Annotated in this window: 20 protein-coding genes; 11 read left to right on the top strand and 9 right to left on the bottom strand. The window is 39.4% G+C overall.

Annotation, left to right across the window (positions count from 1 at the left end; all coding sequences use genetic code 11):
• The 3 genes from I4641_RS01520 to I4641_RS01510 all read right to left on the bottom strand — a co-directional run.
• Positions 1-904 (bottom strand): two-partner secretion domain-containing protein (locus I4641_RS01520; protein ID WP_229638656.1); only part of this gene is annotated, 904 nt, incomplete at its 3' end.
• A 15-nt stretch (positions 905-919) separates the two neighbouring features.
• Positions 920-2,716 (bottom strand): ShlB/FhaC/HecB family hemolysin secretion/activation protein, encoded by a 1,797-nt coding sequence (locus I4641_RS01515; protein WP_229638655.1) that lies wholly within the window; start codon positions 2,714-2,716, stop codon positions 920-922.
• 136 nt (positions 2,717-2,852) lie between these two features.
• Positions 2,853-3,284, bottom strand: coding sequence for a hypothetical protein (locus tag I4641_RS01510; protein WP_229638654.1), 432 nt, complete (start codon positions 3,282-3,284; stop codon positions 2,853-2,855).
• Between the two features lie 359 nt (positions 3,285-3,643).
• On the opposite strand from I4641_RS01510, the gene I4641_RS01505 reads away from it, so the two are divergent.
• The 3 genes from I4641_RS01505 to I4641_RS01495 all read left to right on the top strand — a co-directional run bounded on the left by I4641_RS01505 (position 3,644) and on the right by I4641_RS01495 (position 5,805).
• Positions 3,644-3,862 (top strand): hypothetical protein, encoded by a 219-nt coding sequence (locus tag I4641_RS01505; protein ID WP_229638653.1) that lies wholly within the window; start codon positions 3,644-3,646, stop codon positions 3,860-3,862.
• A 64-nt stretch (positions 3,863-3,926) separates the two neighbouring features.
• Positions 3,927-5,312 (top strand): argininosuccinate lyase, encoded by a 1,386-nt coding sequence (argH, locus tag I4641_RS01500; protein WP_229638652.1) that lies wholly within the window; start codon positions 3,927-3,929, stop codon positions 5,310-5,312.
• 37 nt (positions 5,313-5,349) lie between these two features.
• Positions 5,350-5,805 (top strand): NUDIX domain-containing protein, encoded by a 456-nt coding sequence (locus tag I4641_RS01495; protein ID WP_229638651.1) that lies wholly within the window; start codon positions 5,350-5,352, stop codon positions 5,803-5,805.
• 54 nt (positions 5,806-5,859) lie between these two features.
• Here I4641_RS01495 and I4641_RS01490 read toward each other — a convergent pair whose 3' ends face one another.
• The 3 genes from I4641_RS01490 to I4641_RS01480 form a co-directional block, all read right to left on the bottom strand.
• Positions 5,860-7,653, bottom strand: coding sequence for a ribonuclease J (locus I4641_RS01490; RefSeq protein ID WP_229638650.1), 1,794 nt, complete (start codon positions 7,651-7,653; stop codon positions 5,860-5,862).
• A gap of 312 nt (positions 7,654-7,965) precedes the next feature.
• Entirely contained in the window at positions 7,966-8,856 is an 891-nt protein-coding gene (gene dapA / locus I4641_RS01485; RefSeq protein WP_229638649.1) for a 4-hydroxy-tetrahydrodipicolinate synthase, read from the bottom strand.
• Positions 8,857-8,893: 37 nt separating this feature from the next.
• Positions 8,894-9,937 (bottom strand): aspartate-semialdehyde dehydrogenase, encoded by a 1,044-nt coding sequence (locus tag I4641_RS01480; protein WP_229638648.1) that lies wholly within the window; start codon positions 9,935-9,937, stop codon positions 8,894-8,896.
• A 491-nt stretch (positions 9,938-10,428) separates the two neighbouring features.
• On the opposite strand from I4641_RS01480, the gene tig reads away from it, so the two are divergent.
• The 3 genes from tig to clpX all read left to right on the top strand — a co-directional run bounded on the left by tig (position 10,429) and on the right by clpX (position 14,072).
• Positions 10,429-11,832: a trigger factor gene (tig, locus tag I4641_RS01475; protein WP_229638647.1), complete on the top strand. Its 1,404-nt coding sequence runs from the start codon at positions 10,429-10,431 to the stop codon at positions 11,830-11,832.
• 179 nt (positions 11,833-12,011) lie between these two features.
• Positions 12,012-12,692 carry an ATP-dependent Clp endopeptidase proteolytic subunit ClpP gene (gene clpP / locus I4641_RS01470; RefSeq protein WP_263858084.1) on the top strand — a complete coding sequence of 227 codons (681 nt, stop codon included), beginning with the start codon at positions 12,012-12,014 and terminating at the stop codon, positions 12,690-12,692.
• A 33-nt stretch (positions 12,693-12,725) separates the two neighbouring features.
• The gene (clpX, locus tag I4641_RS01465) at positions 12,726-14,072 is read left to right on the top strand and encodes an ATP-dependent protease ATP-binding subunit ClpX (protein WP_229638646.1); all 1,347 of its coding nucleotides are present in this window, start codon (positions 12,726-12,728) and stop codon (positions 14,070-14,072) included.
• A gap of 78 nt (positions 14,073-14,150) precedes the next feature.
• Here the strand turns inward: clpX and I4641_RS01460 are convergent, their stop codons facing one another.
• Positions 14,151-14,444 carry a ferredoxin gene (locus I4641_RS01460; protein WP_229638645.1) on the bottom strand — a complete coding sequence of 98 codons (294 nt, stop codon included), beginning with the start codon at positions 14,442-14,444 and terminating at the stop codon, positions 14,151-14,153.
• 382 nt (positions 14,445-14,826) lie between these two features.
• Here I4641_RS01460 and I4641_RS01455 point away from each other — a divergent pair, with 382 nt between their 5' ends.
• Together I4641_RS01455 and I4641_RS01450 are read left to right on the top strand one after the other, a co-directional pair.
• Positions 14,827-15,813, top strand: a complete 987-nt coding sequence (locus tag I4641_RS01455; RefSeq protein WP_229638644.1) for a Gfo/Idh/MocA family protein — start codon at positions 14,827-14,829, stop codon at positions 15,811-15,813.
• A gap of 149 nt (positions 15,814-15,962) precedes the next feature.
• Positions 15,963-18,743: a HAMP domain-containing protein gene (locus tag I4641_RS01450; protein ID WP_229638643.1), complete on the top strand. Its 2,781-nt coding sequence runs from the start codon at positions 15,963-15,965 to the stop codon at positions 18,741-18,743.
• Between the two features lie 24 nt (positions 18,744-18,767).
• Here the strand turns inward: I4641_RS01450 and I4641_RS01445 are convergent, their stop codons facing one another.
• Entirely contained in the window at positions 18,768-18,965 is a 198-nt protein-coding gene (locus I4641_RS01445) for a hypothetical protein (protein ID WP_369426705.1), read from the bottom strand.
• A 51-nt stretch (positions 18,966-19,016) separates the two neighbouring features.
• Positions 19,017-19,586, bottom strand: a complete 570-nt coding sequence (gene def, locus I4641_RS01440) for a peptide deformylase (protein WP_229638641.1) — start codon at positions 19,584-19,586, stop codon at positions 19,017-19,019.
• 273 nt (positions 19,587-19,859) lie between these two features.
• On the opposite strand from def, the gene I4641_RS01435 reads away from it, so the two are divergent.
• From I4641_RS01435 to acsF, 3 genes are all read left to right on the top strand, one after another.
• Positions 19,860-20,621: a peptidylprolyl isomerase gene (locus I4641_RS01435; protein WP_229638640.1), complete on the top strand. Its 762-nt coding sequence runs from the start codon at positions 19,860-19,862 to the stop codon at positions 20,619-20,621.
• Positions 20,622-20,645: 24 nt separating this feature from the next.
• Positions 20,646-21,761, top strand: coding sequence for a beta-ketoacyl-ACP synthase (locus I4641_RS01430; RefSeq protein WP_229638639.1), 1,116 nt, complete (start codon positions 20,646-20,648; stop codon positions 21,759-21,761).
• Positions 21,762-22,041: 280 nt separating this feature from the next.
• Positions 22,042-23,118 carry a magnesium-protoporphyrin IX monomethyl ester (oxidative) cyclase gene (gene acsF / locus I4641_RS01425; protein WP_229638638.1) on the top strand — a complete coding sequence of 359 codons (1,077 nt, stop codon included), beginning with the start codon at positions 22,042-22,044 and terminating at the stop codon, positions 23,116-23,118.
• Positions 23,119-23,129: the final 11 nt, after the last annotated feature.

The raw sequence follows: 23,129 nt of genomic DNA, 5'->3' as shown, positions 1-23,129 counted from the left end.
CTCCAACATCAATGGTTACGTTGCCCCCGTTTCCTTCATCTGTAACCCCCGAATCCAGTTGTCCTCCATCTTTAACAATTAAGCTATCTCCTGTAATTGAGAGATTTCCTCCATCTCCCGTCCCTTCAGCAGATACATATAAAGCACTGGGATATGACTCGTCGAAAGCAACACCACTAATTTCTATTTCTCCAACATCAATGGTTACGTTGCCCCCGTTTCCTTCATCTGTAACCCCCGAATCTAGATGTCCTCCATCTTTCAGAATTAGCCTATTCCCCCTAATTGTGAGATTACCAGAATTTCCCGTTCTGTCAGAAGATACGTATATAGCACTGGGATATGAATCGTCAGGAGCAACACCAGTGATTTCTATTTCTCCAACATCAATGGTCACATCACCCCCGTTTCCTTCATCTATAACTCCTGCATCAATACGTCCTCCATCACTAATGACTAAATTCTTCCCTTTAATTGCTATATTGCCACCATCTCCCTTTCCTTCAGAAAATGCTGATAGAGAACTAGCAAAACTGCCATCAAAAGCATCACTAATAATTTGAATGGACTCAGAGGCAACTAAAGTTAAATCTCCACCGTCATCAACATTATTCCCTGTAACGCGAGTCAAAATATTGGCTATACCGTCAGGATTAGCAAAGTAAACCGCAGCACCATCAGAGACATTAAATTCTGAGAAAGAATGAAATAAGTTGTTCCCTCGAATTGCACCACCTTCAATCAAGTCGGCTAGTGTATCTTGAACCGTCACATCAGGATTAACAATGGAACTTTCACTACCCAAACTATTGTCGGGAATAACTTGTGCCGACACTGAGTAAGTAAGTAAGAAGATGAAACTAACAGTAGAGAAAGCTAGCTGAGATAAAGAAATTTTCAGCATGAATAATAATACTCCTCAAAAACTATGACCCAAGGAAAAAGTGAGTCCATCTTCCTGCAAACTATCACCTTCTACTTTGATATCTGTTAAGGGAATACCGTAGTCGAGACGAGCATTAAATCTATCTCCAGCATTGAAGTTTAAACCCATGCCAATGGACACCAAAGAATCAATCTCAACGACGGCATTATCAACCCCCCAGGGCAAACCAAAATCCACAAAAGGAACTAACTGAAATACTCCATCTAGTTTTTGGATGCGTAAAACGGGAACTCGTAGTTCGGCTGAAGTTAATAAACCGCTATTGGATAGGCTAACATCTCGTCGATATCCCCTGACGCTACTAGCACCACCTAAGCGAAATTGCTCTAAAGGAACTAGATCCTTTGCCAGTTGGACATCTCCTTTTAAGAGAAAAACAAAATCATCATCAAGCTGACGCGCCCATTGAGACTGTCCTCGCCAAGCAAAAAACTGACCATCTGGTGCATCGTCGTTAATGGTGGCATCAAACAGATCTACTCCCAAACTAAATTGCGATCGCAATGCCACAACGCTATCATCACTACGGCGAGTAAATTCCTGAAAAAAGCGCAAAGCACTAATATTAGTGTTACCCGACTCATCTGCACCGACAGACAAGGGAAAAGGTTCGTCTAGTAAGGAAGTTTCACTATGCTGACGAGAAAAGCTCAAGCCTAATGCCACTTCCTGACTTGGTTTTGCCAAAATCGGCTGTCGCAAACTAAGTTCGTAATAGTTAGATTTGGTTTGAATATCTAGGGGTGTAAAGGGAGCTTCCACAATATCGTTAGAGTTGAAGCCATAAGCCAAACTAATCCTGCCATTTTTGGCGTTGATTGGCACGCCATAACCAAAATCCAACCCGTTACTACCTTCTGTATTGGTATAGTTTAAGCTAGCGCGATCGCCAAATCCCAATAGATTGTTATGAGCTACACCAAGATTACGACTGTTTGAGCCAACCGAAGGAGAATTATGGTTATTTAGGGAAGAAGATAAAGTAAAATTATCGGCTTCTTGCACCTCGATATCTAGGCGACTCATTCCAGGAGATAAGCCAGCAGAAAGCTCCGCCGAGACATTTTCAATTAAAGGATCTAAACGTAATAATTGTAGCTGCTCTAATAATTTTTCGGCTTGAATAGGAGTAGGAATAGATACTAAACGAGAAGCAATATAGTCATCCTTGAGATGTTTATTCCCAGTTACTTCTACCGTTTCAATTCCTCCTTCTAAAACTTTGATTTCAACTACTCCATCCCCTAACTTTTGTGGCGGTAAATATGCCCCTGAATTTACGTATCCTTTCTCTGTATATAGCTGAGAAATTGCCGTTCTTAATTGATATAATTGCGCTAAATTAGTTGATTTTCCAACAAATGGCTTAGTTAACCGAGCAATTTCGGTTTTAAAAAGAGAGTTACCAAAAACCTCAATTTTTTTGACTTCAATAGGGCGATCTCTAACAGTGAAAGGATTCTCTCTCGCGTTGCTTTTAGTTACTTGTGGATCGCTAAATGTAGCTGAATTTGGAGTGGGAACTGAAATAGTCAGAGGTAAGTTTTTCTGGGAACTGAATAATTTTGGATCGTTTAGCTCAAGAGTTGATTTATCTTTATCTACTAGAGTTTGTGCCTGACAAGATGCAAAATCACCAATATTATTAATAAGAACAAAAAATATCGAACATTTAATTAACCAAGAGTATGTGTTAATACTGAATTTTATATCTTTGTTTTGGCAAGTGAATAAACTACAAACCCATCCAGAATTATTCTTGAATTGCATAATAAATTAAGTTTATTCTAGATTCAAATAAATAATTTATTTTAAGAGATAAAAAAAAATATGGCTTGAGTGTATTTAACTAAACAAAAAACTGTTTTTAAATCTTTTTCTATGAATAACTTTTGTCAAAAATAATCTAATATCCCCATTTATTTTGACGATTATATTGTCCAGTGGAGTTCATAATTCTATTATTATCGCCGATCGCTTCTCCATGGATAACAGCATTCTGTTGCGATCGTTGATTGTCCCTATTGCGATAATTTCTCTCTTGGATTTGTATGCTATTTTGATTTATCTTGGTGTTTATGAGATTATTGTCTCCCACGACCGTAGCATTACTATGTCCCTCCTGAAGACTTATTTGTTCTTGTCGGTTAATATAACCATTATTGTTGGCATTTTGATTTTGAGTAACAGATTGATATACCCTGCTACTGACACGATTGTTATTACCAATAGCTGTAGCACTACTACTACCTTGTTGAATAACCTTTTGTTCGGCTAAAACAATATTCGGGATAAGAATACCTGCTGCAATACCAAGGGATAAAAGTTTGTGATACATAATTTCTACAACCTATAAATGATATTTTGATTGACTCATGAGTACGTTATGGGTCAATTTGATATGCAGCTACTATCGATCGCTTTGGTTATTTCAATTCTGATGGGTTCTTGATTAATTTTGTTCCTCCAATATTTGAAAGCGATCGCCATTCGGGGGACAACTGAAATAATAATGCGATCGTGATAAATTTCGCAGAAACATCTCAACACCATGGCTTTTGCGTAACATGAATTATTTAAACAGTTCTAAACCTCATGATTAAAAATATTTTGGGCAAACAATCTTTGATTACTGGCGGTTTAAATCATCTGAGATTAGATTAGGTGCAAGTTATCCCATTCAAACTTTTAATCAAGATGGAAACCCTATTGAACCACCAATTAATACAGGTGACGATGGATGTTTATCACAATTATCTGTTACCTGCTTCTAGTCTTTTGGCACAGCAAATTGAAGATCCTGACATTTTGGGGCAAATCCAAGATGCTTGGTGGAATTTTATTGATTCGGGTCAAGTTTGGGCGTTGTTAATTGGAGTATTTTTTGGTTATACCTTCAAAGGTTTCACAGGTTAACAACCAAGAACTAACAAACAATGATTTAAAATAATCTAGTTGTGTAATTGTTGATATATCTACTGTGAGCAAGCAAAAAACCTGGAGCGATCGCTTTGAATCTGCCCTCAATCCTGCGATCGCTATTTTTAATGCCAGCATTGGTTTTGATATTGAGTTAATTGAGTACGATATTACTGGTTCGATCGCTCATGCCAAAATGTTGGCGAAAACGAAGATTATTTCCGATGCAGAAGCTCAACAACTAGAATCGGGCTTATCACAAATTCGTACGGAATATCAGCAGGGTAATTTTAATCCAGGGATAGAAGCGGAAGACGTTCATTTTGCCGTAGAAAAACGGTTAATTGAAATTGTCGGTGATGTGGGTAAAAAACTTCATACAGCCCGTTCTCGTAACGATCAGGTAGGAACGGACATTAGACTCTATTTAAGGGCAGAAATTAGGGAAATACAGCAATACTTAAGGAAATTTCAGTCAGCGTTACTAACCCATAGCGAACAGCACGTAGAAACTTTAATCCCTGGTTACACTCATCTACAACGAGCGCAACCTTTAAGCTTGGCTCATCATCTGCTAGCTTATTTCCAAATGACACAACGAGATTGGGAGAGATTAGAAGACGTATACAAGCGGACTAATATATCTCCCTTGGGTTGTGGTGCATTAGCAGGAACAACTTTTCCCATTGATCGCGCCTACAGTGCAGAATTGTTAGGATTTGACAACATATATCAAAATAGCCTGGATGGAGTAAGCGATCGCGATTTTGCGATCGAATTTCTCTGTGCTGCAAGCTTAATTATGGTACACCTGAGTCGTTTAAGCGAAGAAATGATTCTTTGGGCATCTCAAGAATTTAGCTTTATCACTCTCAAAGATACTTGTGCTACAGGGTCGAGCATTATGCCTCAAAAGAAAAATCCCGATATTCCCGAATTAGTACGGGGTAAAACAGGAAGAGTGTTCGGACACCTCCAAGGATTATTGGTAATTATGAAGGGTTTGCCCTTAGCTTATAACAAAGATTTACAAGAAGACAAAGAAGGTATTTTTGACGCGGTTAAAACTGTTAAAGCTTGTCTAGAAGCCATGACGATTCTACTAAATGAAGGTATTGAATTTAAAACCGCTAGACTAAGTCAAGCAGTCGCCGAAGACTTTTCTAATGCTACCGATGTTGCAGATTACTTAGCAGGGAAAGACGTTCCTTTCCGCGAAGCTTATAATTTGGTGGGTAAAGTAGTAAAAACTAGTCTTGCTGCGGGAAAATTACTCAAAGATCTAACTTTAGAAGAATGGCAACAATTGCACCCTGCTTTTGAAGCCGATATTTATGAAGCGATCGCACCCAAACAAGTAGTTTCTGCTCGCAATAGCTATGGTGGTACGGGTTTCGACCAAGTACGTCAGGCGATTTCTCAGGCGAAATCTTTACTAAATACCTAATTGTTTTTCAACTAACCTCTACTCCCTATCTCGGTCTATGCGTAGTGCTTGGCGATTTCTCTATACTGTCATTGGCATTATTTTCCGTCATCCAGTGACTGGTACAACCATTATTCCCGTCCTTCCTGATGGTCGAATCGTTCTGATTCGGAGGAGTGATACGGGTCAATGGAGTTTGCCTGGAGGCGTAATTGATTGGGGAGAAGATATACCCCATGCTGCTAATCGAGAACTAAAAGAAGAAACAGGACTAGATATTGTTGAAATCAAGGAGTTGAGGGGAGTTTACTCCGATCCTCACCGAGATCCTCGTTTGCATTCAATTTCCATACTTTTAGAAGCAGACGTAATTGGTGAGTTAAAGCCGAAAGATAAGCTGGAAGTACTAGAGATTCAAGCATTTACTAGAGAGGAATTACCTTTAGGAGATCTCAGTCACGATCACGATCGACAACTAAAAGATTATCTTAATGATGTTGTTGCCATAGCCTAATCAATGAGCAATTATTAATTAGCGATCGCTAATTAATAATTGCTTTAAGCTTTTTTAAGATCTGCGGGATATTACAGGTGCGGGAGTTGAAGAAGTTGAAGAACTAGAACGTCTTCTTCTTCTAGTCGCTCTTACAGGTTGTTTTTCAGGGGTTTGCATTAAAAATACAACAAGAGGACGGCTGCGTAATTCGCGGTTCATCAAACGCTGTAAACCCCCTTCCATTTCTAAGCGTACTTCTGCCCAATTAACTTCGGTTTCTCCATTTTTGGTAGTACTAAACTCGCTCCAGCGATCGCTTAAGATTCTTTCAATAGTTCTCGATACTAGTTGTTGAAGTAGAGATTGTTCGACAGATGTGACGACACCTCGTAAATGTAGGGCGGGAGGTGCGACCAATTCTCCAGAGTAATTTATCGCCGTAGCCACGGTAATGACTCCATCTTCCGCTAATTGCTGTCTCTCTTTCATCACATCTCCCTGGACAATTCCCGCGCGATCAACTAGTTCGATTCCAGAAGGAACTTCGCCATTGATGCCAATACTATTTTCTGTCAGTTCGATGATGTGACCGTTTTTCATAATCACGATATTCTCTTCGGGAATGCCAATGGCTTTTGCCATTCCTGCATGTTCGATCAGCATCCGATGTTCGCCGTGTACGGGGACAAAGAATTTGGGACGAGTCAAGTTGAGCATTAATTTGTGGTCTTCTCTAGCACCATGACCCGAGACGTGGATACCTTCGCGACGACCATATACTACTTTTGCTCCCTGCATCATCAAGCGATCGATCGTGTTGACCACTCCAATTGTATTGCCAGGAATAGGGTTAGCTGAAAATACAATGGTATCTCCTTCTCTCACTCTGACTTGTCGGTGTTCTCCTCTGGAGATGCGAGTCATGGCTGCTAGGGTTTCGCCTTGAGAACCAGTACACAATACTAATACTTTATTGTCTGGCAAACGATTGACCGATCGCAATGGTTCAAAGATATCATCGCGACATTGAATGTAACCTAATTTGCGTGCGTGAGCAATTACGTTCAACATCGACCGCCCAACTACTGCAACCTTACGTCCGTGCTTGTTGGCTAGATCGAGGATCATATTTACTCGATGTACGGAAGAGGAAAAAGTAGTCACCATTATACGCCCATCTGCTCCCCCAAAGATGCGATCGAGGTTGGGATACACAGAACGCTCTGAAGGAGTATGCCCTGGGACTTCTGCATTAGTCGAATCACTCAGCAAGCACAAAACACCTTTTTCACCATGTTCGGCTAGTTTCTGTAGATCGAAGTGTTCTCCATCTACAGGAGTGTGATCGATTTTGAAATCTCCTGTATGAATGATGACCCCGATAGGAGTATGAATGGCTACGCTAAAACTATCAGCAATGGAGTGAGTATTGCGGATATATTCAGCTTTGAAATGCTTGCCAATCTGGACGATATCTCTGGGTAAAACGCTCTTGAGGGTAGTGCGATCGCTTACTCCAGCTTCTTCTAGTTTATCGCTTAACAGTGACATTGCTAGTCTAGGACCGTAGATTACAGGGATATCAAACTGTTTGAGGTGATAAGCTATGCCTCCAATATGATCTTCGTGACCGTGAGTTACGATCATCCCCTTGATGCGATGAGCATTTTCTCTCAGGTAAGTCATGTCAGGCAAAACAATATTGATGCCGTGCATTTGATCTGAAGGAAAACCCAATCCTGCGTCTAAGAGGATTATCTCATCTTCGTATTCAAAAACACAGGTATTTTTACCAATCTCGTGGAGTCCTCCCAAAGGAATTATTTTTACGGTTGGTTTGTTCGCTTTTTTGATTATTTTGTTCATCTGGATTTGCTTCATTTAGTAAGTTGTTGGTACTTTTTTATTTACTCAATAAAAACTGTAAAATTAGCCTAGAGTTCTTGCCTGAGAATATGTTCTAGGTATAGAATTTGTTGATATATTTTGCTTGCTTTCCCCATCAAATCTTAGCCTAATTATTTATTTCTATTATTCATGGGGTTTAATCTACAGAACTAGCATATTAGCTTATATTTTCTCAATAGCAAGTAGTTTGGTTTTTTTGAATTATACAACTTGAATAAAATTGCCGATTAAATAGCCTTATAGATTGGCAATTAGTTAAAGAGTGAAATATCAAACTAAATCTAGTTCTTCTAAAATTATTTTTAGCTTTTCTAATAAATCTAATTGTAGCTCACACAAAGGAGTTCGCAACTTGCCTAAATTCCACCCCTGCAAATTCAATGCTGTTTTAACAGGAATAGGATTTGTCGTCATGAATAAAGCTTGAAATAAAGGAAAAAGCTTAACCTGGATAGCAGTAGCTTTACGATTATCTCCTGTTGCAAATGCTTCAATCATCTCCTGCATCTGATTTCCTACTAGATGAGAGCTAACGCTCACCACCCCTACTCCACCAACAGTCAACATAGGTAGAGTCAAAGCATCTTCTCCTGAATAGATGGCAAAAGAATCAGGAGTTAGACATCTGATTCTACAAGCTTGCTCTAAATCGCCACTAGCTTCTTTAATTGCGACTATATTGTCAATTTGAGCGAGGTTTGCGACTGTTTCTGCTTCTAGATTTCTGCTAGTCCTACCAGGTACATTATACAACATCATTGGGAAGTCGGGGGTAGCTTCGGCGATCGCCCGAAAATGTTCGTACAATCCTGCTTGGGGAGGCTTATTGTAGTACGGGACTACTTGTAACGATCCATCCAAGTCTAGTTTAGCTGCTTCAATAGTTGCAGAAATAGCCTCGGTAGTTGAGTTAGACCCAGTTCCCGCAATTATCTTCGCCCTGTTTCCTACTACTCCCTTAACTACTTTAAATAGTTGATACTCTTCCGACCAACTGAGAGTAGGAGATTCTCCCGTAGTACCGCAAATCACTAGACCATCACTGCCATTATTTACTAGGTAATCTGCTAATTTTTCGGCTGCTGCATAATTTACCTTACCATCATCGGTAAAAGGCGTTACCATTGCCGTGATAACTCTACCAAAAGGTTCGTGGTTCATTAATTAACCCTAACTAAACTATCGATCTTAGAATAAGCTAAACACTCACAGTGGAATTAGCTCCTGTTAACAAGTTTTTCTCTAATAACAATTCTGCTATTTGAATAGCATTAAGAGCAGCACCTTTGCGAATTTGATCGCCACAAAGCCAGAGTTCTAGGTTATTTTGGCTAGAAATATCTTGGCGAATTCTACCCACCAAAACAGGATCTCGTCCCGTAGCATCCATCGGCATGGGAAAATAGTTATTCTGCCAATCTTCTACCAGTTTTGCCCCTGGTGCAGCAGCAATTAACTCCCTAGCCCGATCTACGTCAAAAGGTTGCTCGAATTCTAAATTGACTGCCTCAGAGTGAGCGCGTAAAATTGGCACGCGAACGCAAGTGGCAGTTATTTTTAAGTCTGGTGCATTAAAAATCTTCCGCGTTTCATTGACCATTTTCATTTCCTCTTCACAATAGCCTTGCTCGTTAAGAGGGGAGTTGTGAGGAAATAAATTGAAAGCTATAGGATAGGGAAAAATCTCTGCTTGGGGCTGCTTGCCATCTAAAATATCTCTAGCTTGGACTTTCGCCTCTTCCATCGCTCTTGCTCCCGCACCAGAAGCAGATTGATAGGTAGAGACAACTATACGTTTGATAGGCTGTATTTGATGTAAAGGATAAATTGCTACCCCCATTAAAATGGTAGTACAGTTGGGGTTAGCAATAATACCTTGATGCCCCTCGGCAGCTTCGGGGTTAATCTCTGGGACGATTAAAGGTACGTCATCATCTCCGCGAAAAGCACTAGAGTTATCAATAACTACTGCTCCTGCTTTCGCCGCTATCTTTGCCCAAGTCTTAGAAATAGATCCACCAGCAGAAGCCAAAACAATATCAACTCCTGCAAAAGATTTGTCGCTGACTGCCTCAACAGTTATTTCTCGCCCTTGAAAATTGATTTTGCTACCAGCAGAACGAGGAGAGGCTAATAGTTTTAATTCCTTGAGGGGAAAATCGCGCTCGGCGAGGAGTTCTAATAATTCTTTCCCTACTGCTCCAGTCGCTCCTAATATGGCTACGTTGACATCTTTAGACAATTAAACTTACCTCCATCACTTTTTTCAATTTATTACTTATTACTTATTACTTAAATATTTCAATTTAATTTGAGGAATTAATATACTATGTATCGCGGACTCTGGACTAACTGATGTATTTATAATTAATAATCGGAAATTCTTAACAACAACCAAATAGCTATCAATCTAGCATAGTCGATCTTCGGTTGAGTATCGACTGATTTTACCACAATCTCTAATCCCCCGTGGCTTGCGATCGACAACCAACAACTAATAATAATAATAATAATAATAATAAAAAGTGTAGCTTGTTCGATAGATATACTATTATGTCTATTGGCTAATAGGGGAAACTGTTGGAGACTAAATAAAGTCCAACGAATAGAGCAAAAATCATTCTCTTGATGAAGAACAAGAACGAGCGGGGAAAGTTTTAATCTTACTTTAAGTTAATCCCTATCTAGATCCGAAATAGAATCAATTAAGTAGTTTTAAGATAAAAGCAGTCAATGAAAGTAACCCAGGAGAGACTTCCTGAAAGTCAATTAGGTCTGAATATAGAAATTGCACCCGACGCATCCCGCAGTGCTTATGAAAAAATGGTGCAAAACCTTTCCCGTTCCAGCAATATTCCTGGGTTTCGCAAAGGGAAAGTGCCTCGTCAAGTTTTATTACAGAGAATCGGCAACGATCGCATTAAAGCTGCTGCCTTAGAAGAATTAATTCAAAAATCTTTACAAGATGCGATCGAGCAAGAAAAAATTGAAGCTCTCGGACAACCCAACTTGCGTTCTAACTTTGAAGAATTATTAGGACAGTATAATCCAGGGGATGTCCTGAGTTTTTCCATCGCAGTGGATGTTCCTCCCACGGTAGAATTGGCTGACTACAGTAATTTAAGCGTTACAGCCGAAGAAATAGTCTACAAGCCTGAAAAGGTAGATGAATTTATCGAACAACGTCGGGAACAAAAAGCCGATTTAGTCCCAGTTGAAGATCGCCCCGCACAAATGGGAGATATCGCTTTTGTTGACTTCAAAGGAACTCTGACGGGAGAAGGAGAAGAAGGCAAGGAAATAGAAGGGGGTAGTGCTACCAACTTCCAGGTAGAAATGGTAGAGGGTAAGCTGATTCCTGGGATGGTTGAAGGCATGGTAGGCATGAAACCAGAAGAAACTAAAGAGGTGGCTGTAACTTTCCCCGATGATTATCCCCAAGAAGATTTGGCGGGCAAGCCAGCATTGTTTAGTATCACTCTTAATGAGTTAAAAACTAAAGAATTGCCCGAACTAGATGATGATTTCGCCCAAGAAGTTAGCGATGATAAGTTTGAAACTATGGCTGCTTATCGAGAATCGATTGAAAAGCAATTCCAAGAGCAAGCAGAAAACCAAACCAAGAATAACATCAATGCTGCGATCGCCGAAGCTCTTTTAGAACAAAACCAAATTGATTTACCCGAATCTTTGGTTCAAGAAGAAGTCACTAATGTTTTGACTAAAACCTTGATGCAGATGCAACAGATGGGTCTAGATGTCAGACAATTATTTAATTCTGACAATGTTCCCATGTTGCGCGACAATGCCAAGCCAGAAGCGACTACCAATCTTAATAAATCTTTAATTATTAAAGAAATAGCTAAAAGAGAAAATCTAGAACCAGATAAAAGCGCGATCGATGCCAAAATAGCTGAAATTCGCCCAGAATTAGAGGGTCAAGAAGTTGATCAAGATCGTCTAGTTCAAATGGTAACAGAAGACCTTTTGAGCGAAAATACCTATAAATGGTTACAGGAAAAAGCTCAGGTGGAACTAGTACCCGAAGGTTCGTTATCCGAAACCGAGGAAGAAACAGACGATAGTGACGAAGAAGTAGAAACTGCCGAAGTAGAAGTCGTTTCAGAAGGAGACTAGGGGACTTAGGGAACGAGGAGATTGGAAGTTCGATAAACTCCTCATTCCTCGTTCCTGATTAATCTTGAGGCATAATAAATAAAGAGAATTGAAAATCAAGTTCTCAGCCAAGCATCCCTATGCAAGGTAAGTTAACAGTATTCAAATAATCTTTCGAGATATATTTTTGGCAAAAATCTATGGTGAAATCCCTTTCAAACTACGACTTTCTTGTAAGTAAAAATACTCCTGACATCCAGTCTTCTCGTACTTCTGGTAACGTAGTACCAATGGTTGTAGAACAATCTGGTATTGGGGAAAGAGCCTTCGATATTTACTCTCGCCTCCTTAGAGAACGAATTATCTTCTTGGGTACAGCTATTGATGACAAAGTAGCGGATTCTATAGTGGCTCAACTATTGTATTTAGAAGCAGAAGACCCTGAAAAAGATATTCAAATTTATATCAATTCTCCTGGAGGTTCGGTATATTCGGGCATGGCAATATACGATACCATGCAACAAATCCAGCCAGATGTTGTAACAATTTGTTATGGAATTGCTGCTAGCATGGGTGCTTTTCTGTTATCTGGTGGTACAAAAGGGAAGCGCATGGCACTACCCAGTTCGCGCATTATGATTCATCAGCCTTTGGGGGGAGCGCAAGGACAAGCAACAGATATTGAAATTCAAGCTAAAGAAATTTTATATATCAAACAAAGACTTAATGAACTTATTGCAGGACATACTAGTCAACCATTTGATAAGATAGCTGCCGACACAGAACGAGATTTCTATATGTCTTCAGAAGAGGCTGTGGAATATGGCTTAATTGATAAAGTTATCACTAAATCAGAAACCGCAAGTTCACTTACTCCCTAATAATTGCTATATCAGTGCGAGGTACATACATAAATGTCTAAATACGACTCCCATCTAAAATGTTCGTTTTGCGGAAAGTCTCAAGAACAGGTAAGGAAACTTATTGCTGGGCCTGGGGTATATATATGTGATGAATGTGTTGAACTGTGTAACGAGATTCTAGATGAAGAGTTGATTGAAGAAGGTGCGGTGGTATCTTCTTCTGGTGTATCTGGCAATCCAGAAGCCAAACCACCCAAAAAGAAAAAATCCAAGTCGGGGGGAATTTCTTTTGGTGATATTCCCAAACCAATCGAAATTAAAAGCTGTTTGGACGAGCATGTAATCGGACAAGAAGAAGCTAAAAAAGTTCTGTCGGTCGGAGTCTACAATCACTACAAGCGACTTAGTTTGGCAAATAAAACTAAAGACAATGACGATCCTGTAGAGCTGCAAAAGTCTAATGTTCTTTTGATTGGGCCTACAGGTTGCGGTAAAACTCTGTTGGCTCAAACTCTGGCAAAAGTATTACAAGTACCCTTTGCAGTGGCTGATGCTACTACCCTAACTGAAGCAGGATATGTAGGGGAAGATGTAGAAAATATTCTCTTGCGATTGTTGCAGGTAGCGGATCTAGATGTGGAAGAAGCCCAGAGAGGAATTATTTATATTGACGAAATAGATAAAATTGCTCGCAAGAGCGAAAATGCTTCTATTACCCGCGATGTTTCAGGAGAAGGGGTACAGCAAGCATTATTAAAGATGTTAGAGGGAACAGTAGCCAACGTACCACCCCAGGGAGGACGAAAGCATCCCTATCAAGACTGTATTCAAATAGATACTAAAAATATCTTGTTTATTTGCGGTGGTGCTTTTGTTGGTTTGGATAAAGTTGTCGAACGTCGTTTGGGTAAAAAATCCATCGGCTTTATTCATAAAGGTGATACTAATAAACCTTTTAAAGAGAAGCGTACTGCGGATATTTTGCAGAAACTAGAATTAGACGATTTAGTTAAATTTGGCATGATTCCTGAGTTTGTCGGAAGAATTCCTGTTACCGCAGCATTAGAACCTTTGGATGAAGATGCTTTAGTGCAAATCTTGACTCAACCCCGCAATGCTATTGTGAAGCAGTATCAGAAACTCTTGGGGATGGATAATATCGAGCTAGAATTTACTGAAGGTGCGATTAAAGCTCTGGCAAAAGAAGCTTATCGTAGAAAGACAGGTGCGAGAGCTTTACGGGGTATTGTAGAGGAACTAATGTTAGACGTAATGTATGAAATTCCTTCTCGTGACGATGTAGGTAAATGCACAATTACCGAAGAGATGGTGGAAAAACGCTCTACTGCCGAATTAATTATTCACCCTGCTTCTTATTGCAAACCAGAATCAGCTTAAAGAAATTTATTCAATCGCTAAAAAGGGACGTTCTAGTTTAGTTTAAGAACGCCCCTTTTTTTATACTTAAAGATTTGCTTAGTAAAGCTCTTCTTCTTGATGAGTAGTGATTGTACAGTCGGAACTAGGATATGCAACACAAGTAAGAACGTATCCAGCTTCGATTTGATCGTCATCAAGAAAAGACTGATCGGATTGGTCTACAGTACCAGATTCGATTTTGCCCGCACAAGTAGAACAAGCACCTGCACGACAAGAATAAGGTAGATCTAAACCTTGTTCTTCGGCAACGTCAAGAATGTACTCATCATCAGGTACTTCAATAGTTTGTTCGCCCTCAGGCATTTTTAAAGTAACGTTATAAGTAGCCATGTAGTTTTCCTCTTTTACAGGGTATATATTAATTTGCGGTCTTGTTGGGGAATTTTCATTATTCGTTTGAGTCGAATATGCTTTTTCTTTGATGAACAAGCTCCATGTTAGATACTAAGGGAAAAATACAAAGAATCGATCGCGCATTAGTAATGAGATTTGTAATTAATTGTAAAATAAGTTTTTCTTATCTGTGAAGCTGGGGTAAGAATAGTTGTAGTCTATAACTAATTAGTTGCCTCTAATCACCAAACAGCAAGATTTATTCTATTCCAGAATATTTGAAAAAAAATCTCAATTTCCTCAAAAAATAACTATTAACTATAGTTATATCTATGATTGGCAATATGTTATGAAAGTTGGACTCTAATCTAATTGATTTATGTTGATGAATATTGTTTCTTCTCTGAAAGTTGGTATCGTTGGTACGGGATATGCAGCGCAAAAGAGAGCAGAAGCGATCAAAGCTGATCGCCGTACTGAATTAGTGGCAGTTACGGGGAATACTCCCGAACAAATAGCAGATTTTTGCCAAACATTTAATATTCAAAGGGTAGATTCTTGGGTGAGATTGGTCGATATGACCGAACTGGATTTGATCTTTGTCTGTACTATCAATCGAGATTGTGGGGCGATCGCTTTGGCGGCGATCGGAGCGGGAAAACACGTTGTAGTGGAATATCCCCTAGCACTAGAAGCCAAACTTGCAGCCCAAATAATTGAATTAGCTACCGCCAAAGAAAAGCTGCTTCACGTCGAACATATGGAAATTATTGGCGGTTTACATCAAGCTATTAAGCAATATCTGCCTCACATTGGTCGGGTGTTTTATGCTCGATATGCAACCATTAGTGCGCAGAAAAGCGATCGCTATAGTTGGAAATATAATAAGGATACTTTTGGATTTCCTTTAGCAGCAGCCCTATCGCGCATTCATCGTTTGACGGATTTGTTTGGCAGGGTTGAATCAGTCAACTGTCGCAACCGTTATTGGGAAGAAGTTGGTTCTCATTATTTTACGGCTTGTATGTGTAATGCTCGATTAAATTTTGAAAATGGGATAGTGGCAGAAGTAATCTACGGGAAGGGAGATGTTTTTCACCATAGCGATCGCACCTTAGAAATCTACGGGGAAGAAGGAACAATTTTGTTTGAAGGAGAAAAAGGTAAACTAATCAAAAATAAAATTGCCACCGAAATTCCCGTTACTTCCCGTCGCGGTTTGTTTGCCAAAGATACGGCGATGGTTTTAGATTATTTGTTCGACGGACAACCTCTTTATATTCAACCCCAAGCTAGTCTCTATGCCCTGGAAATAGCAAATGCAGCCCAAAAATCATCTTTTCAAAACAAAATAGTTAATTTATAGTTATTGACTCGATTAAGTTTATCTATAAATTATTGGGTTTCGAGTAATTAAAGTAACATAATAAACAATCCATAATGCTAATAAAATTCCCACTTATTAGCATTACTTATTAGCATTTCTGAGACCGATCTCTGAGGTTCTGTAAACTAATGACTCCCCCAAATTCCCTATCCAAAGTTGACCCAACCCTTAATCAGTCAAAAAAACTTCTGACTGGGTCTTCTAATCTCCCTTCTAAACAAAAACGAGATCGACAGCCCACAGGACTAAGTTTGGGAGTAAAAGTAATATTAACGGCGATCGCCTTGGGTATCATTCCCGTAACTGTTATTGGTGCAATTTCCTATAAAGTTACCCAAAGTCAAATCACGCGACAAATTAACCAAAATCAGCAAAGTCGTACCGATCATATGGCTGAGATGTTTGAGAAGTACCTGAATAATCGAGCTAAGGAGGCAGAGACTTTAGCGACGAGTCCCATATTTACCAATCCTAATGTAATGTCGGTGGTAACAGTTGGTCAAAAAAAAGCTGCTTTGGATGTTTTTCAAGATAAAACAGGGTTTTATGACAGTATTGTTTATTTAGATCTTCAGGGAAATCCCTTATTTCAAAGTCAATCAGAGCCTCCCTCAAGGCAAAACCAGAGCCAACAAAAATATTTTCAAAATGCCATTAAGAACAAAATTACTGCTATTGATGAATTAAATATATCTTCTGATACTGGCGAACCCAGAATTGAATTTGCTGTCCCCGTGAAAAATGCCTGGACCGATCAAGTAATTGGAGTATTGAGGTTTAGAATTCCCAGCCAGAAGATCATGCCTTTGTTGGAAGACTATCGAAGTGCGGACGAACAAATCTATCTCATTAATACTCAAAGTACGTTTTTTGCCAGTACTTTCAATAATCTTGAAAATCAACCTTTAACCAATTATTTTCCTGAGTTACAACAGGCTCATATCACCAAACAAACAGCAGCAGAATTGGTCAACAGCCCAATCGATCGCGATCGCGAGCAAATAATTAATTATGCACCGATCAAAATTGGCACGATTAATCCCGAACTCAATTTAGGAACGGCGATCGCTATTGATACAGATATTGCTTTTGCGCCTCTAAAATCTTTGAAATGGATTTATTTGGGAGGAACAATTGGAACTGCTTTACTAGTGGGAACTATTGCCGGGTTTTTGGCTAATCGAATTATACAACCATTAGTCAAGCTGACTTCTGCGGTCAACGAACTCAGTCAAGGAAAACTAGACACCAGAATTAAAATAAATCGTCAAGATGAATTGGCGTTATTGGGCGATCGCATTAATAATATGGCAATGCAGTTAGAAGGAGCAATGCAGCGTCAAAAAACCATTGCTAGAAGTTCCGAACTTATGGCAAGAATCTCCCAAGCACGTAGCTCTAGAGAGTTGCAATTACCCTTTAGTCTATTTTTAACCGAGGTGAGAAATTTCATTAAAGCCGACCGCGTTATTTTTTATCGTTTTGACGAAAAATGGAGGGGAACAGTAGTAGCGGAATCTGTTGCCCAAGGCTTGACTCGTACTTTGGGGGTGCAGTTTGACGATTCTTGTTTTGCCAAAGAATATGTGCGGAAGTATCAACGGGGCAGAATTCAAGCCGTATCCGACATCTACCAAGCCAATCTGACTGATTGTCATCTCAAACAGTTAGAACCTTATGGAGTCAAAGCCAGCCTAGTTTTACCAGTCATTTTAGAACAACCTACAACTCCCGATTCAGAGAGGCTAATCGGCTTGCTTATTGCCCATCAATGTTCTAGTACTAGAGTTTGGTCGCAATCAAACGTAGACTATTTTCAGCAGGTGGCTTATCAACTGGCGATGGTATTGCGGGGATATATTGTTTGTAAAGAAGAAAATTGGCAGACAGCTAGCACTCAAAAAGATCTATCTAGAGTTTTGACTACCATGAAAGATATTGCTAGAGGAGATTTGAGAGCTAATTTAACCAGTCAATCTCGTCCTGCTAGCGATATTACCCAATCTTTTAATTTGATTTTAAATAATTTGAGGGAATCTATTGCTCAAATTCAAACTCCTAGTAGAGAAATCAGTCGAGAATTAAGAGAAAATCAACAAGATTTGGCTCAGATGAAAGATCGGCTCAAAGAACAAGCCAATCAACTAGCTTTGATTTTTGCTTTTATCGAGCAGATAAGCAACTCGATTTTGGAGGTTTCATCCCAAGTAGGGATAGCATCTCAAACTGTAGATTCGGTAGTTACAGATCTCGAATCAGAAAAAGTTAATTTTGGTCATGCGATCGCCTTCATGTCTCAGCTAGAGACAAATCTCCGCACGAATAGGGATAAGGTGAAAAATCTTAGTACTGCTTCTCAGAAGATGACTAGAGTAATTGGCTCGATTAGAAAAATTAATTTGAGAGCTAGTTTGTTAGCTAGCAAACTCAGCAAACGTATTCCTGAATTAGACGAGTCGGCATTTGGTTTGAAAGAAGAGATTAAATCAATTCAACAGTCTATTACAGCAACCAAGGAATTGGAGAATGTCCTGCGAGGTATTGATAATGAAGTTAGGGAAGTTTTACGAGAATATCAAAAGAGCGAAAACCAAATAGAACAAGAAAACTATCTCGTTGCCAATGGGAGCAAGAATCTAGAACAAATTGTCAGAGTTACTAAAAATGCTCAACAAAATCTTTTTTCTTTGGTCAATATGACTAAGATGCAGCAACAAACTTTTCAGAAGATAGACAACTTGAAAGGAGAGTTAAACGAAACTTCCGAATCAATTACTATTTTGAGCGATCGCACTATTAAATCTATCGAACAAACTTCCATTACTGCCAAGGATCTCGAAAACGTGGTTAATTTCTTTAAATTGGAGCAAAAAACTACCACGGATTATCAGTTGGGTAATACTAATTAGATTACCCCACTACTCCCAAGATTTTTAACTCTGATTGGCTTTAGTATCTTGTACGGCGATCCAGAATAAAATTGCTGTTACGGGAATGCTAGCAGCCAAAATTAGACCTGTGACGGTACTACCCAATTCTGGATTGCCAGAAGAAAGTTCAAATACCGAACCCACTCCTGCGATCGCACTAATACAACACAGCAGCAAACAGATGCCACTTTTGGGTGTCATTGAAACCATTTTATATTCTCCTCTAAATCAGTTTAATTGATATATTTATGTTTATCTTTTGCTAATTGGTTTGACTGCACTAACAGCGAAACCTCTTTTCTTTAACTCTTCATTGAGAGCAATCCCGTTTTCTACTCGATCGACGAACATGACACCATTAAGATGATCCATTTCGTGTTGGATAGCGCGAGACAATAAACCGTCCGCTTTCAGTTTACAGGGTTTACCCTGCTCGTTTTTATAAGAAATCTCGATTTCATCTGGGCGAGTAACTTCGAGGTATACCCCAGGAATACTTAAGCAACCTTCTTCGGAGTTGCAAAAGTTACTTCCAGATTTAACGATCTTGGGGTTAATTAATACTAAAGGGGGTTTTTCTGGATCTTCTAGGGCAATATCGATCACAATTAATTGCTTATTAATGCCTACCTGGGGTGCTGCCAAACCAATACCATCAGCACTATACATCGTCTGAAGCATTTCCCTAATAGTAGTACGAAGCTGATCGTCAACTTTAGCAATACGTTTGGCAGGCTGACGCAAGACGCGATCGCCCAAATAATGAATATCTAAGGGTGGGTTTTCTAACTTTTTCTTTTCAACTGCAACAACAGTAGCCATACGATTTAATAAAATTATCTAAAAATCTCTTCTTAGTTTATATTTTATCGTTTCGACGAGTTATGGTCAGTTGTTCGTTAATTGGTTTGTTTATCCTTCTAAGACTTATGTGCCTCTAAAGATAAAGGTTTTTATGGACTTTTTTAAGCAAAAATTGACTTAATCTAAAATTTGTTTAAAGAGATCGCTTATTAACTTTGGTCAGAATAAATCTCGAATAATTTATCCTGGTTCTGTTAACTTTAGATGGATGTTTTGTAGAAGGGTATTCAATTGAAAACAAAAACTAATATTTGGTTAAGCAAAATTTTCTCGTTGTTGCTAGTTAGCAGTTTAATTTTGGGAGGCTGTGCCACATCAGCGACAGATGTTTCCCAATCATCTTCATCATCTGATAATCTGGCAAATAGTCAATCAAAAGTGGCGATCGCCGAAAATAAAGATAGTAATAAAGATATGAGTAATAATTTGCCTCAATTAGAAGGAATGGCGAAGGTAGAAATACAAGTCAATGGCTCGCCCATCATCATTGAAATTAACGGTACAAATGCGCCTACAACTGCTGGGAACTTTGTCGATTTGATCTCCCAGGGTGTCTATGATGGCTTGGTGTTCCACCGAGTCATTCCTGGCTTTGTAGCTCAAGGAGGAGATCCCCAAGGAAAAGATCCTAATTTTACAGGAACATTGGGTACTGGTGGTTTTATAGATCCCAATACTGGTACGGAGCGTCGCATCCCTTTAGAAATTAAACTTGAAGGAGAGGATAAGCCGACTTACAGTAAAGCTAAATTACCAGGGAAATCCGTCGTTCTAAAGCACGATCGCGGTGTGATTGCAATGGCTCGCTCTGGTATGCCAGATTCTGCTTCTTCGCAATTTTATATTGCCTTAGAAGATTTACCTTCTTTGGATGGAGACTACGCTGTCTTTGGTAAAGTAGTAGAAGGGATGGAAGTAGTAGATGGGATTAAGCAAGGCGATCGTATTGGTACTGCTAAGGTCATCGAAGGCTTAGAAAATCTGAAGCAGTAAATCTTTGTTTGGATTTATAACTATATGGATGTTGTTGTCACTGGGATGGGCTTACTTTCCTGTCTCGGATCGCTACAGCCAACTTGGTCGAAGATTTTACAAGGGAAGTCAGGGATTAGATTTCAAACTCTTTTTTCCGAACTTCCTGTTTTTCCTTTGGGATTAATTGATGCCAAACCAAGCAAAATAGATCGAATTACTGCCAGATTGTTATCCGATACTTTGGTAGATGCCCAGTTACAAGCACCTATGTCTGACTGTGGAGTAGTCATTGGCTCTAGTCGGGGATGTCAGGCAAATTGGGAAGAATTAGTCACCCTAAAGCAAAATAACATTCCTCATTGGTTAGACACTCTACCCCATCAAAGCGCGATCGCAACTGCTAAATTAATCCAAACCACCGCACCAGTATTAGCCCCAATGGCTGCCTGTGCGACGGGAATTTGGGCATTAGCTAGAGGTTACGAACTAATTAGAACTGGTAGATGCGATCGCGTTATTGCAGGGGCGGTTGAATCTCCAATCACCCCCCTGACTCTTGCTGCTTTCGAGCGCATGGGAGCTTTAGCTAAAACTGGTTGCTATCCTTTCGATCGCGAGCGTCAAGGATTGGTTTTAGGGGAAGGCGGGGCAATGTTTGTCTTGGAAACAGCAAAGTTAGCTGCTAGCCGTCGAGCAAAAGTTTATGGCAAGATTGGCGGTTTTGGTTTGACCTGCGATGCCCATCACATCAGCGCACCTCAAATAAGTAACGGTAGTGCAGCGAAGGCTATCCAACAAGCATTAAAACGTAGCGATTTAGAACCGAAAGATATTGGCTATATTCACGCTCACGGTACGAGTACGGTTTTGAACGATCGCCACGAAGCTGAATTAATCAAACATATCTTTCCTCAAAGGGTTGCTATCAGTTCCACTAAAGGAGCAACAGGTCACACTCTAGGGGCATCTGGAGCGATCGGCACTGCTTTTAGCTTAATGGCATTACACCAGGGTTATTTGCCTCCCTGTGTTGGGTTGAGTAATGGGGAATTCGACCTCGATCTGATTGCTCAAACACGGGAAGTTGGAATAAATAATGCTATGTGTTTTAGTTTTGGTTTTGGCGGACAAAATGCCGTAATTGCGTTGAGTAAATAAATATTAAGCATTCTATTGAGAATTTATTGATAGCTATTACTTGCGCTTTCAAATTCATTTTTTTGTGAAAAATTGATAAAGATATTCCACCTCTTCTAAATTGGCGATCGCTGTCTTTCTCTTGAGGATGTATTTCAGATATCTGATTAATATTCGTTAACAAATTGCCACAAAGGCTTGTAACTATTAGAGAATAATACTCAAGAAACCTCCGACGACAGCAAACTGATATGTCCAGCCTGTCTAAAAAATAGAAAAAAAAAGTTAAGTATTAAAAATAATGGTAGATAGCCTTAAAAAACCGCAGTTTGAGGAAGTACGCCCTGGAGTCAAGTCTCCTGCGGATGAAACTATTCTTACTCCTCGCTTTTATACGACAGATTTTGATGAGATGGCAAACATGGACATCTCCATCAACGAAGATGAATTAAGAGCCATCTTAGAAGAGTTCCGCATTGACTACAATCGCCATCATTTCGTCAGAGATGAGCAATTCCAAAAATCTTGGGATAATATCAGCGGTGACACTCGCAAAGTATTTATAGAATTTCTAGAACGTTCCTGTACCGCTGAGTTTTCAGGGTTCTTACTCTACAAAGAACTAGGCAGACGTTTAAAAGATAAAAGCCCTCTCTTGGCAGAACTCTTCACCTTGATGTCCAGAGATGAAGCCCGTCATGCAGGTTTCTTGAATAAAGCATTATCTGACTTCAATCTATCTTTAGATTTAGGATTTTTAACTAAGAGTCGTAACTATACTTTCTTTAAGCCCAAGTTCATCTTTTATGCAACTTATCTTTCAGAAAAAATTGGCTACTGGCGTTATATTACAATTTTCCGCCATCTACAACAGCATCCCGAACACGAAATTTATCCCATCTTCAGTTACTTTGAAAACTGGTGTCAGGATGAAAACCGTCACGGCGACTTCTTCGATGCTCTCATGAAGTCTCAACCCCAGTTTCTGAATGATTGGAAAGCAAGATTATGGAGTCGTTTTTTCTTGCTGTCAGTATTTGCGACTATGTATCTCAATGATGTTCAGCGTGCTGGCTTTTATGAATCTTTAGGTTTGGATGCTAGAGAATATGATAAGTTTGTAATTAAGCAAACTAACGAAACCGCAGGAAGAGTATTCCCGATAGTTTTGGATGTAGAACATCCTAATTTCTATCAGAGTTTAGAAAAGTGTGTTGTTAATAACGAAAAACTAACTGCGATCGCAAGTTCTAATGCACCCGCACCAATTAAGTTATTACAAAAACTACCCCACTATGTATCCAACGGTGTAGAACTAATTAAAATGTACTTCATCAAGCCAATTCGCGTAGATAATTTGGCTGGTACTGTTCGTTAGAATTCTAATTT

The organism is Waterburya agarophytonicola KI4 (genome assembly GCF_020640915.1).
GTDB classification, from domain to species: domain Bacteria; phylum Cyanobacteriota; class Cyanobacteriia; order Cyanobacteriales; family Xenococcaceae; genus Waterburya; species Waterburya agarophytonicola.
Note: the sequence above shows the minus strand (reverse complement) of the source record. Positions and strands in the feature narration are given on the sequence as shown.

Excerpts from the sequence above, each read along its gene's own strand:
- I4641_RS01430 (WP_229638639.1), top strand. The coding sequence starts at position 20,646 with ATGGATGTTGTTGTCACTGGGATGGGCTTACTTTCCTGTCTCGGATCG.
- I4641_RS01510 (WP_229638654.1), bottom strand. The coding sequence starts at position 3,284 with ATGTATCACAAACTTTTATCCCTTGGTATTGCAGCAGGTATTCTTATC.
- I4641_RS01450 (WP_229638643.1), top strand. The coding sequence starts at position 15,963 with ATGACTCCCCCAAATTCCCTATCCAAAGTTGACCCAACCCTTAATCAG.
- I4641_RS01455 (WP_229638644.1), top strand. The coding sequence starts at position 14,827 with ATGTTGATGAATATTGTTTCTTCTCTGAAAGTTGGTATCGTTGGTACG.
- I4641_RS01490 (WP_229638650.1), bottom strand. The coding sequence starts at position 7,653 with ATGAACAAAATAATCAAAAAAGCGAACAAACCAACCGTAAAAATAATT.
- def (WP_229638641.1), bottom strand. The coding sequence starts at position 19,586 with ATGGCTACTGTTGTTGCAGTTGAAAAGAAAAAGTTAGAAAACCCACCC.
- I4641_RS01460 (WP_229638645.1), bottom strand. The coding sequence starts at position 14,444 with ATGGCTACTTATAACGTTACTTTAAAAATGCCTGAGGGCGAACAAACT.
- I4641_RS01445 (WP_369426705.1), bottom strand. The coding sequence starts at position 18,965 with ATGACACCCAAAAGTGGCATCTGTTTGCTGCTGTGTTGTATTAGTGCG.
- dapA (WP_229638649.1), bottom strand. The coding sequence starts at position 8,856 with ATGAACCACGAACCTTTTGGTAGAGTTATCACGGCAATGGTAACGCCT.
- acsF (WP_229638638.1), top strand. The coding sequence starts at position 22,042 with ATGGTAGATAGCCTTAAAAAACCGCAGTTTGAGGAAGTACGCCCTGGA.
- I4641_RS01505 (WP_229638653.1), top strand. The coding sequence starts at position 3,644 with ATGGAAACCCTATTGAACCACCAATTAATACAGGTGACGATGGATGTT.
- I4641_RS01515 (WP_229638655.1), bottom strand. The coding sequence starts at position 2,716 with ATGCAATTCAAGAATAATTCTGGATGGGTTTGTAGTTTATTCACTTGC.
- clpX (WP_229638646.1), top strand. The coding sequence starts at position 12,726 with ATGTCTAAATACGACTCCCATCTAAAATGTTCGTTTTGCGGAAAGTCT.
- I4641_RS01495 (WP_229638651.1), top strand. The coding sequence starts at position 5,350 with ATGCGTAGTGCTTGGCGATTTCTCTATACTGTCATTGGCATTATTTTC.
- clpP (WP_263858084.1), top strand. The coding sequence starts at position 12,012 with ATGGTGAAATCCCTTTCAAACTACGACTTTCTTGTAAGTAAAAATACT.
- tig (WP_229638647.1), top strand. The coding sequence starts at position 10,429 with ATGAAAGTAACCCAGGAGAGACTTCCTGAAAGTCAATTAGGTCTGAAT.